Annotated in this window: 13 protein-coding genes; 9 read left to right on the plus strand and 4 right to left on the minus strand. The window is 70.5% G+C overall.

Going from position 1 to position 15,158, the window contains the following annotated elements; all coding sequences use genetic code 11:
• Nucleotides 1-15: 15 nt before the first annotated feature.
• Nucleotides 16-741 carry a GntR family transcriptional regulator gene (locus SROS_RS10475; RefSeq protein ID WP_012888895.1) on the minus strand — a complete coding sequence of 242 codons (726 nt, stop codon included), beginning with the start codon at nucleotides 739-741 and terminating at the stop codon, nucleotides 16-18.
• 489 nt (nucleotides 742-1,230) lie between these two features.
• Between SROS_RS10475 and dapA the strand changes: the two genes are divergently transcribed.
• From dapA to SROS_RS10520, 9 genes are all read left to right on the plus strand, one after another.
• Nucleotides 1,231-2,157, plus strand: coding sequence for a 4-hydroxy-tetrahydrodipicolinate synthase (dapA, locus tag SROS_RS10480; protein WP_012888896.1), 927 nt, complete (start codon nucleotides 1,231-1,233; stop codon nucleotides 2,155-2,157).
• 164 nt (nucleotides 2,158-2,321) lie between these two features.
• Nucleotides 2,322-4,007 carry a ribonuclease J gene (locus tag SROS_RS10485; RefSeq protein ID WP_012888897.1) on the plus strand — a complete coding sequence of 562 codons (1,686 nt, stop codon included), beginning with the start codon at nucleotides 2,322-2,324 and terminating at the stop codon, nucleotides 4,005-4,007.
• Nucleotides 4,008-4,255: 248 nt separating this feature from the next.
• Entirely contained in the window at nucleotides 4,256-5,014 is a 759-nt protein-coding gene (locus tag SROS_RS10490; RefSeq protein WP_012888898.1) for an IclR family transcriptional regulator, read from the plus strand.
• A 330-nt stretch (nucleotides 5,015-5,344) separates the two neighbouring features.
• Nucleotides 5,345-7,861 carry a DNA translocase FtsK gene (locus SROS_RS10495; protein WP_012888899.1) on the plus strand — a complete coding sequence of 839 codons (2,517 nt, stop codon included), beginning with the start codon at nucleotides 5,345-5,347 and terminating at the stop codon, nucleotides 7,859-7,861.
• Between the two features lie 80 nt (nucleotides 7,862-7,941).
• Nucleotides 7,942-8,712 carry a helix-turn-helix domain-containing protein gene (locus SROS_RS10500; RefSeq protein WP_012888900.1) on the plus strand — a complete coding sequence of 257 codons (771 nt, stop codon included), beginning with the start codon at nucleotides 7,942-7,944 and terminating at the stop codon, nucleotides 8,710-8,712.
• Nucleotides 8,713-8,781: 69 nt separating this feature from the next.
• Complete coding sequence (gene rimO, locus SROS_RS10505; protein WP_012888901.1) at nucleotides 8,782-10,191, plus strand: 30S ribosomal protein S12 methylthiotransferase RimO; 1,410 nt, start codon at nucleotides 8,782-8,784, stop codon at nucleotides 10,189-10,191.
• Nucleotides 10,192-10,216: 25 nt separating this feature from the next.
• Nucleotides 10,217-10,822 (plus strand): CDP-diacylglycerol--glycerol-3-phosphate 3-phosphatidyltransferase, encoded by a 606-nt coding sequence (pgsA, locus tag SROS_RS10510; protein ID WP_012888902.1) that lies wholly within the window; start codon nucleotides 10,217-10,219, stop codon nucleotides 10,820-10,822.
• Complete coding sequence (locus SROS_RS10515) at nucleotides 10,819-11,322, plus strand: CinA family protein (RefSeq protein WP_012888903.1); 504 nt, start codon at nucleotides 10,819-10,821, stop codon at nucleotides 11,320-11,322. Before pgsA ends, SROS_RS10515 begins: the two co-directional genes overlap by 4 nt.
• 207 nt (nucleotides 11,323-11,529) lie before the next feature.
• Nucleotides 11,530-11,889, plus strand: coding sequence for a helix-turn-helix domain-containing protein (locus tag SROS_RS10520; protein ID WP_012888904.1), 360 nt, complete (start codon nucleotides 11,530-11,532; stop codon nucleotides 11,887-11,889).
• Here the strand turns inward: SROS_RS10520 and SROS_RS10525 are convergent.
• Genes SROS_RS10525 through SROS_RS10535 form a run of 3 tightly spaced genes read right to left on the minus strand, consistent with a single transcriptional unit; the run spans nucleotide 11,886 to nucleotide 14,849 of the window.
• Nucleotides 11,886-12,677 carry an Fpg/Nei family DNA glycosylase gene (locus tag SROS_RS10525; protein ID WP_012888905.1) on the minus strand — a complete coding sequence of 264 codons (792 nt, stop codon included), beginning with the start codon at nucleotides 12,675-12,677 and terminating at the stop codon, nucleotides 11,886-11,888. The two genes, SROS_RS10520 and SROS_RS10525, sit on opposite strands and share 4 nt — an antisense overlap.
• 10 nt (nucleotides 12,678-12,687) lie before the next feature.
• A complete protein-coding gene (locus SROS_RS10530; protein WP_012888906.1) occupies nucleotides 12,688-13,137 on the minus strand; it encodes an RrF2 family transcriptional regulator in 450 nt (149 codons plus the stop codon).
• Nucleotides 13,138-13,157: 20 nt separating this feature from the next.
• Nucleotides 13,158-14,849, minus strand: a complete 1,692-nt coding sequence (locus SROS_RS10535) for a condensation domain-containing protein (RefSeq protein ID WP_012888907.1) — start codon at nucleotides 14,847-14,849, stop codon at nucleotides 13,158-13,160.
• Nucleotides 14,850-15,158 lie beyond the last annotated feature (309 nt).

The following is a 15,158-nucleotide window of genomic DNA, read 5'->3' on the forward strand; positions in this document are numbered from 1 at the left end:
GCCCGTCCGGGCCGTTCAGGGTTGCAGGGAGTGGGCGTAGACCAGGCGGAAGCGGTCGCCGGGGATGACGATGTCGCTGGTCTCGACCGGGCGGTCGCCGGCCCAGTGGGTGCGCTCCACATGCAGGACGTGGACGCCCGCGGGGAGGGCGAGGGTGTCGCTCTCGGCGGGCTGGGGGACGCGGGTGTAGACCTGCTCCACTATTTCGGTGACCTTGACGCCGAGGGCGGACAGCCGGGCGACCAGGCCGCGGGGGCTCTCCTCGGTCGGAGACTCGCCGAACTCGGCGGGCTCGTAGGAGGTGGCGAGCTGGACCGGCCTGCCGTCGCCCCGGAAGACGTAGTGGGTGCGGGTCACCGGAGCGGAGTCGTCCAGGCGCAGGCGCTGGGCGATGTCCGGGGTGGCCTCGGCGGGCTCGGTCCGCCAGTCCCAGGTGGCGCGGGTGCCCTGCGACTGGACGTCGGCGCCGAAGGGGGCGTGGTGGTCGTGGAAGCGCCAGCGGTGCAGGGGGAGCAGCACGGGGCGGTCGCGGACGTAGTGGCCCGAGCCGACGCGGCCGACGATCAGGCCCTCGGCGGCGAGCACCCGCAGCGCGTGGCGGGCCGCGGTCTCGCCCACGCCGTACTTGCGGGTGAGCTGGGCGCGGGAGGGGATCGACGCGCCGGGGGGAAGGGTGCCGTCGACGATCTGGCGGCGGATATCGGCGACGACGCGCAGGTAGACAGGATCGGAGGTTGCCACGTGTCCATCCCTGGGTTCGACAGGCGTCGTCCCATCCTGTCGTATTCGATGGACAACTCAGGGTAATGGCAGCAATTTGGAGCTCCAACTTTGGGCCGCGCTGAAAAGTGGCTGAAAATATCTCAGAGACCGTGTAACGCCCGCGTAAGCGCCCGCGATTCAACGGTAGAGGCCGCCGATGTGTGTACCCCCGAGCACATATCGGCGGCTTCTTTCATGTCCGGAAAATGATGATCATCTTAAAATGGACATAAATCCCCTTACTTCTTTTTTGCTCACATATGGAACATTTGTTGATCTCTGCCGCCCGGATGGCGGCCGCACCCGCCCGGAGGCGGTCCGGCGCCGCCGGGAGACGTGGCGTATCCGCCTTTAGGGCATGGATCGGGAGGTCTCAGGGGTGTTTTCACCCTTCGGTCCGAAGGTGTACCGAGGCTAGGCGGGGTGGCGGGGTCCACCGTTTGGGTGGATCCGGGTACCGTTCGGTCTATGGCAGCGCCAACTGGAACCTCCGACGCACCCTTCGGTCGCATGCTGACCGCCATGGTCACGCCGTTCACCGATGGCGGCGCGGTCGACTACGAGGGGGCGCAGCGCCTTGCCACCTACCTGGTGGACGAGCAGCGCAACGACGGCCTCGTCGTGAGCGGCACGACGGGTGAGTCCCCGACCACCTCCGACGACGAGAAGGAGCGCCTCCTGCGCGCCGTCGTCGAGGCGGTCGGCGACCGCGCCGCCGTCGTGGCCGGAGCGGGCAGCAACGACACCCACCACAGCGTCGGGCTGGCCCGCGCCGCCGAGCGCGCGGGGGCCCACGGCCTCCTGCTGGTGACGCCGTACTACAGCAAGCCACCGCAGGAGGGGCTCTACCGCCACTTCACCGCCGTCGCCGACGCCACCGGCCTGCCGGTCATGCTCTACGACATTCCCGGCCGCAGCGGCGTGCCGATCCAGACCGCCACCCTCGTACGGCTCGCCCGCCACGAGCGGATCGTCGCGGTGAAGGACGCCAAGGCCGACCTGTTCGCCGGGTCGCAGATCATGGCGGGCACCGACCTGGCGTTCTACTCCGGTGACGACATGCTCAACCTGCCGTGGCTCTCGGTCGGGGCCGCCGGGTGCGTCAGCGTCGTCGGGCACGTCGTCGGCGCGGAGATCGCCGCGATGATCGGGCTGTACCGCTCGGGTGACGTCTCGGGCGCGCTCGCCGTCCACCGCAGGCTGCTCCCGGTGATCTCCGGGATCATGACGCAGGCCGGCGGCGCGATCATGGCGAAGGCGGCGCTGACCCTGGTGGGGCGATCCGCGGGACCGGCGCGACTGCCACTGGTGGAGGCCACCGAAGAGCAGGTCGCACGGCTGAGAGAAGACTTGATCGCGGGCGGCGTGAAGCTGTCCGACGGAGTTGTTTCATGAGAAGGAACGTCGCGACCGGTATCGGTCGCAGTGGGGAGGAACGGGAGTTTGAACAACAGAGGAAACAACGGTCCGTTGGAGACCGGAGTGCTCGGCGAGGGAGCAGTCCTGCCGTCCGGGGGATCAGCCCACGCTTGTGAGACCTGTAAGAGAGGTGTGACCGCATGAGTCACCCCCATCCCGAACTCGGGCCGCCGCCGCCGCTGCCCGAAGGCGCGCTGCGCATCGTCGCGCTGGGCGGTCTCGGTGAGATCGGCCGCAACATGGCGGTGTTCGAGTACGAAGGCCGCCTACTGATCATCGACTGCGGGGTGCTGTTCCCCGAGCCCGATCAGCCGGGCATCGACCTGATCCTGCCCGACTTCGAATACATCCGGGACCGCCTGGACGACGTCGAGGCCGTGGTGCTGACCCATGGGCACGAGGACCACATCGGCGCCGTGCCGTACCTGCTGCGGGAGCGCCGCGACATCCCGGTCGTGGGGTCGAAGCTGACGCTGGCACTGATCGAGGCGAAGCTCACCGAGCACCGCATCCAACCGTCCAAGCTCGAGGTCGTCGAGGGGGAGCGGCACCAGTTCGGGCCGTTCGAGTGCGAGTTCTTCGCGGTCAACCACTCGATCCCCGACGCGCTGGCCGTCGCGGTCAGGACCCCCGCGGGCATCGTGCTGCACACCGGTGACTTCCGGATGGACCAGCTGCCCAGCGACGGGCGGCTGACCGACCTGGGCGGCTTCGCCAGGCTCGGCGCCGAGGGCGTCGACCTGCTGATGTCCGACTCGACGAACGCGGAGGTGCCGGGCTTCGTCACCAGCGAGCGGGAGATCGCGCCGGTCATCGACGAGGTGGTCCGCACCGCCCAGAAGCGCGTGATCGTGGCAAGCTTCGCCTCCCACGTCCACCGCGTCCAGCAGGTCATGGACGCCGCGCACAAGCACGGCCGCAAGGTCGCGCTGGTCGGCCGCTCCATGGTGCGCAACATGGGCATCGCCCGTGATCTCGGCTACCTCAAGGTGCCGCCGGGCCTGATCGTCGACTCCAAGGAGATCGAGACCTGGCCGCCGGAGGACGTGGTCCTGATCTGCACCGGGTCCCAGGGCGAGCCGATGGCCGCGCTGTCGCGCATGGCCAACCGCGACCACCCGATCAGGGTCGCCGAGGGCGACACCGTGCTGCTGGCCTCCTCGCTGGTGCCCGGCAACGAGACCTCGGTCAACAAGGTGATCAACGGGCTGGCCCGGTGGGGCGCCCGCGTGGTGCACAAGGGCAACGCGAAGGTGCACGTCTCCGGGCACGCCGCCGCGGGCGAGCTGCTCTACCTGCTCAACGTGACCAGGCCGTCCAACTTCATGCCGGTGCACGGCGAGTGGCGGCACATGCGGGCGCACGCCAAGATCGCCGTGCTGTCCGGGGTGCCCGACGACCACATCGTGATCGCCGAGGACGGCGTCGTGGTCGACCTGCTCGACGGCCGCGCGAAGATCGTGGGAGCGATTCCCGCCGGCTACGTCTACGTGGACGGCACCTCCGTGGGCGACGTCACCGACTACGCGCTGAAGGACCGGCGGATCCTGGGCGAGGAGGGCTTCATCTCCGTCGTCCTCGTGGTCGACACCGCCAACGGCAAGCTCGCCGGCGGCCCGGAGATCCACGCCAGGGGATCGGGCATCGACCCCGACCGCCTGGAGGAGGTCATTCCCCAGATCGAGAAGGCGGTGGAGGAGCACACGGCCGACGGGGTGATGGACGTCCAGCAGATCCGCCGGGTGGTCCGCAGGACCGTCGGGCGCTGGGTGAGCGACACCTACCGCCGCCGTCCGATGATCATCCCCGTGGTGATCGAGGTCTGACCCGCCCGCCGTACGGTGGCCCCGCCGGCCGCCGTACGGCCCGCTCCCCCCCGGCGCCGGTCGCGGATCCCCGCGAGGAAGACGGAGGACGGGACCCTCCGTACGCGGTTCACGGATGAAAGATCGATCACATCTGTGAACCGCGGGCGACACCTGCGAAAATCACCTCGGACGGTGTCGGCGGCGCGTGACGCGCCGGTCGCGTCGGCGCCGTGCCGGTGAGATGCCGCGACGGCGAAGGAGTCGGGATGGACGCGCGGGCACCCGTCAAGTCGGCCGATCGCACCGTCGAGCTGCTGGAGGTCCTGGCACGGGCCGAGCGCCGGCTGACCCTGGCCGAGCTCCAGCGCGAGCTCGGATACCCGAAGTCGAGCCTCTCCATGCTGCTGCGGACCCTGGCCGGCCGGGGCTGGATCGAGAGCGACCGCGCCGGCTCCGCCTACGGCATCGGCGTCCGCGCCCTGCTCGTCGGCACCTCCTACCTCGACCGCGACCCCGTGGTCCGGGCCGCCGCGCTCGTCCTGGAACAGATCCGCGGGGAGATCAACGAGACCGTGCACCTGGCCCGTCTGGACGGCGCCGACATGGTCTATCTCGCCAGCCGCGAGTCCCAGCACCACCTGCGCTTCACCTCGCGGGTGGGCCGCAGGCAGCCCGCCTACGCCACCGCCCTGGGCCGGGCGGTCCTGTCCGAGCGTCCCGAGGCGTCCGGGCTGATGCCCCGGACGCTGGCCCCCCTGACCCCGCACACCGTCACCGACCGCGCCCTGCTCCTGGCGGAGCTGGAGCAGACCCGGGAACGCGGCTACGCCAGCGAGCGCGAGCAGAACGTGCCGGGGCTCGGCTGCTTCGCGGTCGCCCTGCCGTACCGGCTGCCGGTGACCGACGCGATCAGCGCCTCGGTCCCGCTGGCCCGTCTCGACGAGGCTCACCAGGAGCACATCGTCGCCACGCTGGTGCGGGCCGCCCGGCAGCTCACCGAACTGCTCCGCAACCGCGCCGTCTAGGCCCCGCTCCCGTGTCCGCAAGGCCCCGCTCCCGTGTCCGCAAGGCACCGCTCCCGCGTCCGCCGGACCCCGCTTCCGCGTCCGCCAGGCCCCCTCGCGCGTCCGCAAAGCCCTGCTTCCGCGTCCGCCAGGCCCCCTCGCGCGTCCGCTGGACCCCGTTCCCGCCGTCCGCAAGGCACCGCTCCCGCGTCCGCGAGCCCGGTGAGTCCCGGACGCCGGCGGGCCGGTCGCGCGGCGATGATTGATCCGCCATACGCGTTCGGGTACGGTTCGCACCGCTCCCGGCGAGCCTCCGCGCGATCCCTCATCCGTCTCGTTAGCCTCATTAGCATGGCCACCCGTACGTCTAAAGGCGCCTCAGGCAAGACCCCTGCCAAGGGGTCCTCTGGCCGGTCCGGGTCCCCCTCGCCCCGCAGGGCTCCCGCCAGGCGGGCGGCCAACGCGCGGGCGAAGACCACGGCCCAGGCCCGCAGGCCCGTCACGCCGAACCAGGACCCGATCGGCTGGGTCTTCACCATGATCGGCAAACTGTTCATGGGGATCTGGATGCTGCTCGCGGGCGGCATCGGCAGCGCGGCGCGGGCCCTCGGCCAGAACGCGCGGGAGCTGGACCCGGTGCACCGCCGCGACGGGCTCGGCCTGGCGGTGTTCTCCGGGGCGATCGTGCTGGCCGCGATGACCTGGCGGGAGAGCACGGGCACGGTCTCCGCGGTGGTCAACGCCGTCATGCACGGCGTCTTCGGCTCGCTGGCCTGGCTGATCCCGATCCTGCTGGCGCTGCTGGCCTGGCGGCTGCTGCGCCACCCGGACCAGAACGCCGACACCGGCCGGATGAGCATCGGGTGGTCCGCTCTCACCGTCGGCGTCCTCGGTGTCGTGCACGTCGTGCACGACACGCCGTACCCGTCGGGAGGCGGGTCCGACGGCATGGACAAGGTGTCGGCCGCCGGCGGCATGATCGGTTTCGTCGTCTCCGCGCCTCCGGCGAGCATCCTGCCCGCCTTCGTCACCATCCCGCTGCTGCTGATCCTGTCCGGCTTCGGCATCCTGGTGATCACCGCCACGCCGGTGCACCGGATCCCGGAGCGGCTGGCCGAGATCAAGCACATGCTCTTCAACAGGGATCTCCCGGCCAAGCCCCGCGAGCCCAGGAAGCGCCCCTCGCGCAAGAAGCCGGACGAGGGGGCGGAGGTCGGCGACCACATCAAGCCGTACGACACGCCGGTCGTCAGCGAGTCGCAGAACAAGCAGGGCGCCGAGCACTCCCCGGAGATCGTGCCGGGGCTGGCGGACGAGGAGGAGGCCGCGGTCCACAGGGCCGAGCCGCCCGAGCCGACTCCGGCGCCGCGCAAGGTGGAGCAGCTCGTGCTCTCCCCGCAGGCCGGGCCGTACACCCTGCCGGAGTCGCAGCTCCTGCGCCCGGGCAGCGCGCCCAAGCCGCAGACCAAGGCCAACACCGTCGTGGTCAACGCGCTGACCAGCGTGATGGAGCAGTTCGCCATCGACGCCCAGGTGATCGGGTTCACCCGCGGGCCGACGGTGACGCGTTACGAGATCGAGCTCGGCCCGGCCGTCAAGGTCGAGAAGGTCACCGCGCTCACCAAGAACATCGCCTACGCGGTCAAGTCGGCCGACGTCCGGATCCTGAGCCCGATCCCCGGCAAGTCGGCCATCGGGGTGGAGATCCCGAACACCGACAAGGACCTCGTGTCGCTGGGCGACATCCTCCGCTCCCAGGTGGCCCAGGCCGACCAGCACCCGATGATCGTCGGCCTCGGCAAGGACGTCGAGGGCCGCACGATCGTGGCCAACCTGGCCAAGATGCCGCACCTGCTCATCGCGGGCGCCACCGGCGCCGGCAAGTCGGTCTGCGTCAACGGACTCATCTCCTCGATCCTGATGCGCGCCACCCCGGACGAGGTCCGCATGGTGCTCGTCGACCCCAAACGGGTCGAGCTCAGCGTCTACGAGGGCATCCCGCACCTCATCACGCCGATCATCACCAACCCCAAGAAGGCCGCCGAGGCGCTGGAGTGGGTGGTGGGCGAGATGGACCGCCGCTACGACGACCTGGCAGCCAGCGGTTTCCGGCACGTCGACGACTTCAACAAGGCCGTGCGGGCGGGCAAGCTCGTGCCGCCGCCGGGCAGCGAGCGGGTCTACCAGCCCTACCCCTACCTGCTGGTGATCGTGGACGAGCTCGCCGACCTGATGATGGTCGCCCCGCGCGACGTCGAGGACTCGATCGTCCGCATCACCCAGCTCGCCCGTGCGGCGGGCATCCACCTGGTGATCGCCACCCAGCGCCCGTCGGTGGACGTCGTCACCGGCCTGATCAAGGCCAACGTCCCTTCCCGTCTCGCGTTCGCCACCTCCAGCCTCGCCGACAGCCGGGTCATCCTGGACCAGCCGGGCGCCGAGAAGCTGGTCGGCCAGGGTGACGCGCTGTTCCTGCCGATGGGCGCCAGCAAGCCCATGCGGCTGCAGAACGCCTTCGTCTCCGAGAAGGAGATCAACGAGGTCGTCGCCCACTGCAAGGCCCAGATGCAGGTCGAGTACCGCGACGACGTGGCCGCCGCCGCGACCGCCAAGAAGGAGATCGACGAGGACATCGGCGACGACCTCGACCTGCTGATCCAGGCGGCCGAGCTGATCGTGACCACCCAGTTCGGCTCGACCTCGATGCTCCAGCGCAAGCTGCGGGTCGGTTTCGCCAAGGCGGGGCGCCTGATGGACCTGCTGGAGAGCAGGAACGTGGTCGGGCCGAGCGAGGGGTCGAAGGCCCGGGAGGTGATCGTCAAGCCGGACGAGCTCGCGGGCCTGCTGGCTGACCTGCGCGGAGAATGACCCCCCACCGCACGAGCCCCGTTCGATTACTGATTGAATAGGGCTCACTACGCAGCGTCGGGGGCTTGGGGGCGTGCGCTATGAGCATTGGCAGCGATCTGGCAGAGGCGCGTCGGGCGGCGGGTCTGACCGTCGGGCAGTTGAGCGCGCGCACGCGCGTTCGTGAGGCGCTGATCCACGCGATCGAGCGGGATGACTTCTCCCAGTGCGGGGGAGACTTCTACGCGCGCGGACACATCCGCAACATCTCCAAGGTCGTCGGGCTGGACCCGGAGACCATGGTGCACAAGTACGACGAGTCGCACGGGGGCGTGCCGCTGCCGGTGCGGGCGGCCAGCGTGTTCCAGGCGGACACGCCGATCAAGATCCGGGAGAGCCGTTCGCCCAACTGGACGACCGCGATGGCGGTCGCGCTGGCCATCGTCGTGGTGTTCGGCGTGGTGAAGATGATGGGCGGCGGGGACACGCCCACGGCGGACGTCCGCCCGGCCTCGGTGCCGGCCGTGCCACCGCCGGCGGCCTCGCCGACCGGCCCGGCCGCCACACCCAACCCGTCGCGCCGCGCGGCGTCGCTGGCGACCGGCAAGCGGGGCGACCTGGTCGTCTTCCAGGTCAAGGCGAAGCGCTCGTCCTGGCTCGACGTGACGGAAACGGGAGGCCGGAAACTCTTCTCCGGCATGCTGGAGGCGGGTAAAACCTCCGTCTGGAAGGCGAAGAAGGGGGTGAAGGTCACCTTCGGCGACGGTGGAGCCTTCCTGCTGCAGGTGAACGGCAAGAATCTCGGGACCCCCGGTCCCTCGGGACAGGTCCTCAACCGCTCCTACGGGGCCTCCGCGCCCCAGCCGGGCTAGTCCCGCGGCGAGCTTGTGACGGGGGAGGTGCATCGGTAGTGGCCAACTCCCGATACCGTAGTGTTCACCATGTCATCCCGCCGAACCGCATCGCTGATCACACTGGGCTGCGCGCGCAACGAGGTCGACTCCGAGGAGCTCGCCGCGCGTCTTGAGGCTGCCGGTTGGCAGGTGGGCGACGACGACCCCGATGTCATCGTCGTCAACACCTGCGGCTTCATCGACTCAGCGAAAAAGGACTCCATCGACACGCTGCTCGCCGCGGCCGACTCCGGGGCCAAGGTGGTCGCCGCGGGCTGTATGGCCGAGCGCTACGGCGACCAGCTCGCCGACGCGCTGCCCGAGGCGGCGGCCGTCATCTCCTTCGACGACTACACCCAGATCGGCACGCGTCTGGACGACGTGCTGGAGGGCAAGCCGCTCGTCCCGCACAGTCCCCGTGACCGCAGGACCCTGCTGCCCATCTCGCCGGTCGAGCGCGCCGCCGCCCCCAAGGCCAACATCCCCGGTCACGGGGAGCTGCCCGACGGACTGGCCCCGGCCAGCGGCCCCCGGCCGCTGCGCAAGCGCCTGGGCGACGGGCCGGTGGCCTCGCTGAAGCTGGCCTCCGGCTGTGACCGGCGCTGCACGTTCTGCGCCATCCCGGCCTTCCGTGGCGCCTACGTCTCGCGCAGTCCCGAGGAGCTCGTCAGCGAGGCCGCGTGGCTGGCCGGGCAGGGCGTCAAGGAGCTCGTGCTGGTCAGCGAGAACTCCACCTCCTACGGCAAGGACCTCGGTGACCTGCGGGCGTTGGAGAAGCTGCTGCCCTCCCTCGCCGCGACCGAGGGCATCGAGCGGGTGCGGGTCAGCTACCTGCAGCCCGCCGAGCTCCGTCCGGGCCTGCTGGAGATGATCGCCTCGACCGAGAGCGTGGCCCCCTACTTCGACCTCTCCTTCCAGCACGCCAGTGGCTCGGTGCTGCGCCGGATGCGCCGCTTCGGCGACCCCCGGCGCTTCCTCGACCTGCTGGAGAGCGTCCGGGCGACCGCCCCCGAGGCGGGCGTGCGCTCCAACTTCATCGTGGGCTTCCCCGGCGAGACCGAGGAGGAGTTCGCCGAGCTGACGGCTTTCCTCCAGGAGGCCAGGCTCGACGTGATCGGCGTCTTCGGCTACTCCGACGAGGACGGCACCGAGGCGGCCTCGCTCCCCGGAAAGCTGGACCAGGAGACCGTCGACGCCCGGGTGGCCGCGCTCACCGAGCTGGCCGAGGAGCTCATGGCCCAGCGGGCCGAGGAGCGGATCGGCACCGAGGTGGACGTCCTCATCGAGGAGGATCTCGGCGACGGCGGCTACGAGGGCCGTGCGGCCCACCAGGGGCCGGAGGTCGACGGTTCCGTGACGGTCCAGGGCATAGGGCTGGTCCCCGGCCAGATCGTCCGGGCCGTCGTGGTCGACTCCGAAGGGGTCGATCTGATCGCCCGAATCAAGGCAGCCTCGTGAACGCGCCGCCGGGTCGGGAGAGCGTATGACCAACACGCCAGAGACCGGCACTGATCAGACCGCGGCAGCCACGCGCCCCAAGGTGAGCGTATGGAACATCGCCAACGTCGTCACAGTGATACGGCTGGCGATGGTTCCGTTCTTCGCGTTCTGTCTCTTCCTGCCGGGTCCCGGCTGGCGCGTCACCGCGCTGGTGGTCTTCCTGGTGGCCTCGCTCACCGACCTGCTCGACGGGGAACTGGCCCGCCGCTACGGCCTGGTCACCGACTTCGGGAAGATCGCCGACCCGATCGCCGACAAGGCCCTGATCGGCGCCGCGCTGATCAGTCTCTCGGCCCTGGACGAGCTGGCCTGGTGGGTCACCATCGTGATCCTCGGCAGGGAGCTGGGGGTCACACTCCTGCGCTTCGCGGTCATCAGGCACGGCGTCATCCCGGCCAGCTACGGCGGCAAGGTGAAGACGGTCCTGCAGATCGCGGCGATCGTCTCCTACATGTGGCCGGGCGTGCCCGAGCCGATCCGCTGGACCGTCATGGGGGCCGCGGTCGTCGTGACGGTGGGCACCGGGCTCGACTACGTGATCCGCGCGGTCAAGCTGCGGCAGGTGGCGAAGCGGGCGCGGGCCCAATGAGTCACCGTCTGCTCGCCGCCACCCACGTGCTCTCGCTGCTCGTCCGCAAGGGCGAGACGGTGGCGGTGGCGGAGTCGCTGACGGCGGGGCTGATCGGCGCCGCGCTCACCGGCCCCGCCGGTGCGTCGGCGGCTTTCGTGGGCGGGGTCGTCTCCTACGCCACCGAGCTCAAGGAGCGCCTGCTGGGCGTCCCCGCCGAGCTGCTGGAGCGCGAGGGGGCCGTGCACCCGCAGGTCGCCGCGGCGATGGCGACCGGTGTGCGCCGGCTCACCGGTTCCACCTACGGGCTGGCCGCCACCGGGGTGGCCGGTCCCGATCCGCAGGACGGCAGAGCGGTCGGCACCGTGCACCTGGCCGTTAGCGGGCCTGATGGGCGGGTATGGCACCGGGATCTCCGGCTTGACGGGACACGTGAGGAAATTCGCCAATCGACGGTGAATGAGGCTGTGGATCTACTGCAAGGTGTGCTGGAGGCGAACTTGGGGGAACATTCCGGGTGATTACCGCGTTACGTCCCCAGCGAACATGCTCACCACGGTCTGCCGCGGTGTTGGTGGATACAGGTACGGTGGAGATGTGAGTGAGGTAAAGGTCAAGCGATGATGACGGCGAGGAGTATGTACCAAGGGTCGCGTTCGAAGAACGGGCGGCACGAACCGATCGCGCGGAGTGTCGCGAAGACGCCCGCGCCGGGGAGGGAGCGACAGATGGTCCTGCTGCGTCAGCTGCTCGGTGACGTGCTGCGGCGGCTGCGGGTGCGGCAGAGCCGCACCTTGCGTGAGGTGTCCACACTGGCCCGTGTCTCCCTCGGATACCTGTCCGAGGTGGAGCGTGGTCAGAAGGAAGCCTCTTCTGAGCTACTCGCGTCAATCTGCGGCGCCCTCGGGGTGCCGCTTTCACAGGTGCTCCGTGAGGTCTCCGACCAGTTCGCACTGGCCGAGCTCCAGCACGCCCCGGTGCTTGCCGGCGATGTCCCCGAACGGGAGCGTCTGCCGATCACCGAGACCGTGCCCGGTTCCCTCCCGGAATCCGTCTTTCCCGAGGTCAACGACATGGTCGCCGCTTAGCCGGTCGGTTCTCCCGGCTGGCAGTGACGGCACCAGAAAATCAGCCGTTCCTGCGGCTGTGCCCCCATCTCCCCGCGACTGATCCGACGTCCGCAGCGCAGGCAAGGTCGTCCTGCCCTGCCGTAGACCCACGTGTCCCGGCCCGGGCGGGCATCGCCCGTCGTCACGCGCCGCTCCCGCTCTCCGTTGGCGTGCAGTAACCGCTGCGCGAGCGCCACGATCCTCCTCACATCCTCGACCTCCCCCACCGGCCGCCACGGCGAGACCCCCGCGAGGAAAAGCGTCTCGGCCCGATAGACGGTGCCGATCCCCGCCAGGTTGCGCTGGTCGAGCAGCGCCTCCCCGATGGTCAGCCCGGGACTCCCCATCAGCCGCCGTACGGCCTCCGCCGGATCCCAGTCCGGTCCGAGCGGATCCGGTCCGAGATGCCCGACGAGCCGATGCTCCTCACCGGTCGCCACCAGGTCGACCATGCCGAGCCGTACTCCCACCGCCTGCCAGTCGGCGTTGGCCAGCACCAGGCGGACCACGTCGCCCGAGGGCGGTCTGCGGCCGGCGGGTGAGATCCGCCAGCTCCCCTCCATGCGCAGATGAGTGTGGACGGTCAGGCCGCCGTCTACCCGGGTGAGCAGGTGTTTACCGCGCGAGACGGTCTCCAGCACGGCACGGCCGGTGAGGTCGGCCGTGGCGTGGCGTGGCACCCGGAAGTCGGAACGCGTCAGGATCCGGCCGTCGAGTGCCTCGCCGAGCCGTCTCGCGGTGCGGTAGACGACGTCGCCCTCGGGCACGGGAGCTCGCTCAGTCCCAGGCGGCGGGGTCGGCGGCGAGCTGGCGGACCCGCTCGGGGAGCGCGCCGGTGGCTACGCTGTCAAGCGTGACCTCCTCCAGGATCGCCCGCTCGCTGGCCCGCAACGCGATCCAGACCTGCTGCAACGACTCGGCGGGGCCCCGGTAGTCGACATGCTCGGGCCGCTCGCCCCGCACGTTGGCCAGCGGACCGTCCACGGCGCGGATCACGTCGGCCAAGGTGATCTCGGCGGCCGGCCGGGCCAGCACGTAACCGCCCTCGGGGCCACGCTGGCCGCGGACCAGGCCCGCCCGGCGCATCTGCAGAAGGATGTTCTCCAGATACTTGGGCGGCATGTCCTGCTCTTTGGCCAGCTCACCCACAGTGGTTGGTCCCTCGCCGGCGGCGGCGAGTTCGGCGGCGGCACGCAGGGCATAGTCGACACGAGCGGATAGACGCATGTAATCGATTATCCCGCCTGTTATTGACTGCTTATGCGCGGCGTCAGGAAAGAATCGAGTCGGCGTCCGTCACCCTCGGTCACCACGGGGCCGTCCAGCCAGGTGTCGCCGGGCGCGGCCCGGTGCACGACGTAGTGGTGGGGCGTCATGGCGGAGGTGCGGCCCGGTAGCAGGGCGAGGCAGGCGGCGTGGATCTCCTCGGGGGTTCCGGAGGTGACGTGGCAGGTCAGGCGCCCGTCGGCACCGTAAATCACGCGGTGTGGCCGCCCGCCGACGGCCTCGCCCACCAGCCGGGCGACCGCGTCGAGGCTCACCCAGCAGGAGTCGGCGTGGACCCAGCCGGGGCCGTGGCCGGCGGGCGCGACCCCGGAGACGGCCGGGATCTCCGCCGCGGGGATCACCCGGTCTCCGGCCTCGATCAGGAGCCTGACGAGCCCGGTCCCGAAACCCTCCGCCTCCTGGCGGGACATCACCCGTGGATCGATCCAGAACGTCAGGTCCACCTCGTCCTCCAGCCGGTTGGCCCAGAGCGCGAGGTGCGCGGGGAGCGAGGCCTCGGGCAGCCAGTCGCACTCGACGTCGGCGGCGGGCGGGGGCTCCCGGTCGGCGACGGTGACGCCGCTCATGTCGTTGAAGACGCAGTCGCGTGCGAAGTTCACCCCCCGCTCGGCGTTGACGCCCTCGATGACCTCCCAGAGTGCGGTGGAGTCGAAGCGGCTGTGCTGGTATCCGGCCAGGGAGGCGCCGCGGAAGCGCCGGACCGCCTCATCGAAGGTGGGAACGTCGAGATCGGCGGCCATCAGCGCGTCCTGGGCCAGTGGCCCCACGTAGTCGCGCAGCTCGGGACGGACCCGGTTGCTCGACAGCGAGGCGATCACGCAGCTCCGCTGGCTGCTCCGCAGGCCGATCAGCATGCCCAGCGCGGCGAGTGTCACCACCGAGCGGCTGGCCCCGGTACGGCTCGCGACGGCGCCCAGCGCCTCGCCGGCCACGGCGGAGCGGACCCTGAGCCGCGGGCGGATCGCGTCGGCGTCGGCCACCTCGTCGATCGCGAACATGGACTGCGGAACCCGCCTGAGCTGGGTCTCCCAGTGTCGCAGCGCCGCCTCGGTGCGGCGCCGGGCGAGCGGGGTGCCCTCGGCGACGGCCAGTTCGAGCGGTTGCGTGGGGCACGGGGCGGGTACGGCGTCGCCCCGGATCAGGCGTTCCCACTCGCGCATGACGGTGGCCAGGCCGATCGCGTCCACCGAGGTGTGGGGGAGGACGAAGATCACCCGGCGCGGCACGTCCCGCTCGGCGATCACGGCGATCCGGATGGGGAGCTCGGCCTCCACGTCGAACCGGGTGCCCTGCATCCGCAGGCCGACCTCCTCGGCGAGCCCGTCCAGAGCGTGCTCGGCGGCCTCCGGCCCGGCGCCGTCCGTCGCGGCGCCGTGCACCTCGATGGGGAACACCCCGGCCCCGGGCACATGCTGGACGCCGGCGCGGATCGTGGCCCGGAGGCTCTCGTGCCGGGAGAGCAGCCGCCCGACCGCCACGGTGACGGCGGCGAAGGTCGTTCCCGCCGGAAGGCGTTTGGTGACGCGGAAGTTCATGTGGAGCGGCGGGTCGCGGAGCACGCAACGCGCCATGTTGGCCTGACCCATCGTGACGGGCCCGTTCCGGGTCGGCCGTCCCGCGTAGTCGGCTGCGATCCTGATGATGGTGTCCATGTCGAGACCTGCCTCGCCACCCACGGAAGGCCCTTACTGAAAAGAACCTTTACCGTTTTCGGGAGTGTTCCACGCGACGGGCGAGCGTCGCAAGCCTCGATTTTCCGGCGGCGACGGGAGAGGGGCTTTCCGGCGGCGGGGAGGGCGGCGCGGGCGCGGGGCGGATCGGGAGGTGGGCGGCACGGCGAGGGTGCCCCCGCGGCCCCCCGCGAGGCCTCCATGGGGCTAAACTATCAGGAAGCCTTATTAATGAATAGAACCGCTATTCTTATCTGAATGTAAAAGCGACGGGGAAACGGCGAACAAGAG

The organism is Streptosporangium roseum DSM 43021 (genome assembly GCF_000024865.1).
Classification (GTDB): Bacteria; Actinomycetota; Actinomycetes; order Streptosporangiales; family Streptosporangiaceae; genus Streptosporangium; species Streptosporangium roseum.

Coding starts and splice junctions, on each gene's coding strand:
- SROS_RS10490 (WP_012888898.1), top strand. CDS start 4,256: ATGGACGCGCGGGCACCCGTCAAGTCGGCCGATCGCACCGTCGAGCTG.
- SROS_RS10520 (WP_012888904.1), top strand. CDS start 11,530: ATGGTCCTGCTGCGTCAGCTGCTCGGTGACGTGCTGCGGCGGCTGCGG.
- rimO (WP_012888901.1), top strand. CDS start 8,782: ATGTCATCCCGCCGAACCGCATCGCTGATCACACTGGGCTGCGCGCGC.
- SROS_RS10500 (WP_012888900.1), top strand. CDS start 7,942: ATGAGCATTGGCAGCGATCTGGCAGAGGCGCGTCGGGCGGCGGGTCTG.
- SROS_RS10515 (WP_012888903.1), top strand. CDS start 10,819: ATGAGTCACCGTCTGCTCGCCGCCACCCACGTGCTCTCGCTGCTCGTC.
- SROS_RS10495 (WP_012888899.1), top strand. CDS start 5,345: ATGGCCACCCGTACGTCTAAAGGCGCCTCAGGCAAGACCCCTGCCAAG.
- SROS_RS10530 (WP_012888906.1), bottom strand. CDS start 13,137: ATGCGTCTATCCGCTCGTGTCGACTATGCCCTGCGTGCCGCCGCCGAA.
- SROS_RS10535 (WP_012888907.1), bottom strand. CDS start 14,849: ATGGACACCATCATCAGGATCGCAGCCGACTACGCGGGACGGCCGACC.
- SROS_RS10485 (WP_012888897.1), top strand. CDS start 2,322: ATGAGTCACCCCCATCCCGAACTCGGGCCGCCGCCGCCGCTGCCCGAA.
- dapA (WP_012888896.1), top strand. CDS start 1,231: ATGGCAGCGCCAACTGGAACCTCCGACGCACCCTTCGGTCGCATGCTG.
- pgsA (WP_012888902.1), top strand. CDS start 10,217: ATGACCAACACGCCAGAGACCGGCACTGATCAGACCGCGGCAGCCACG.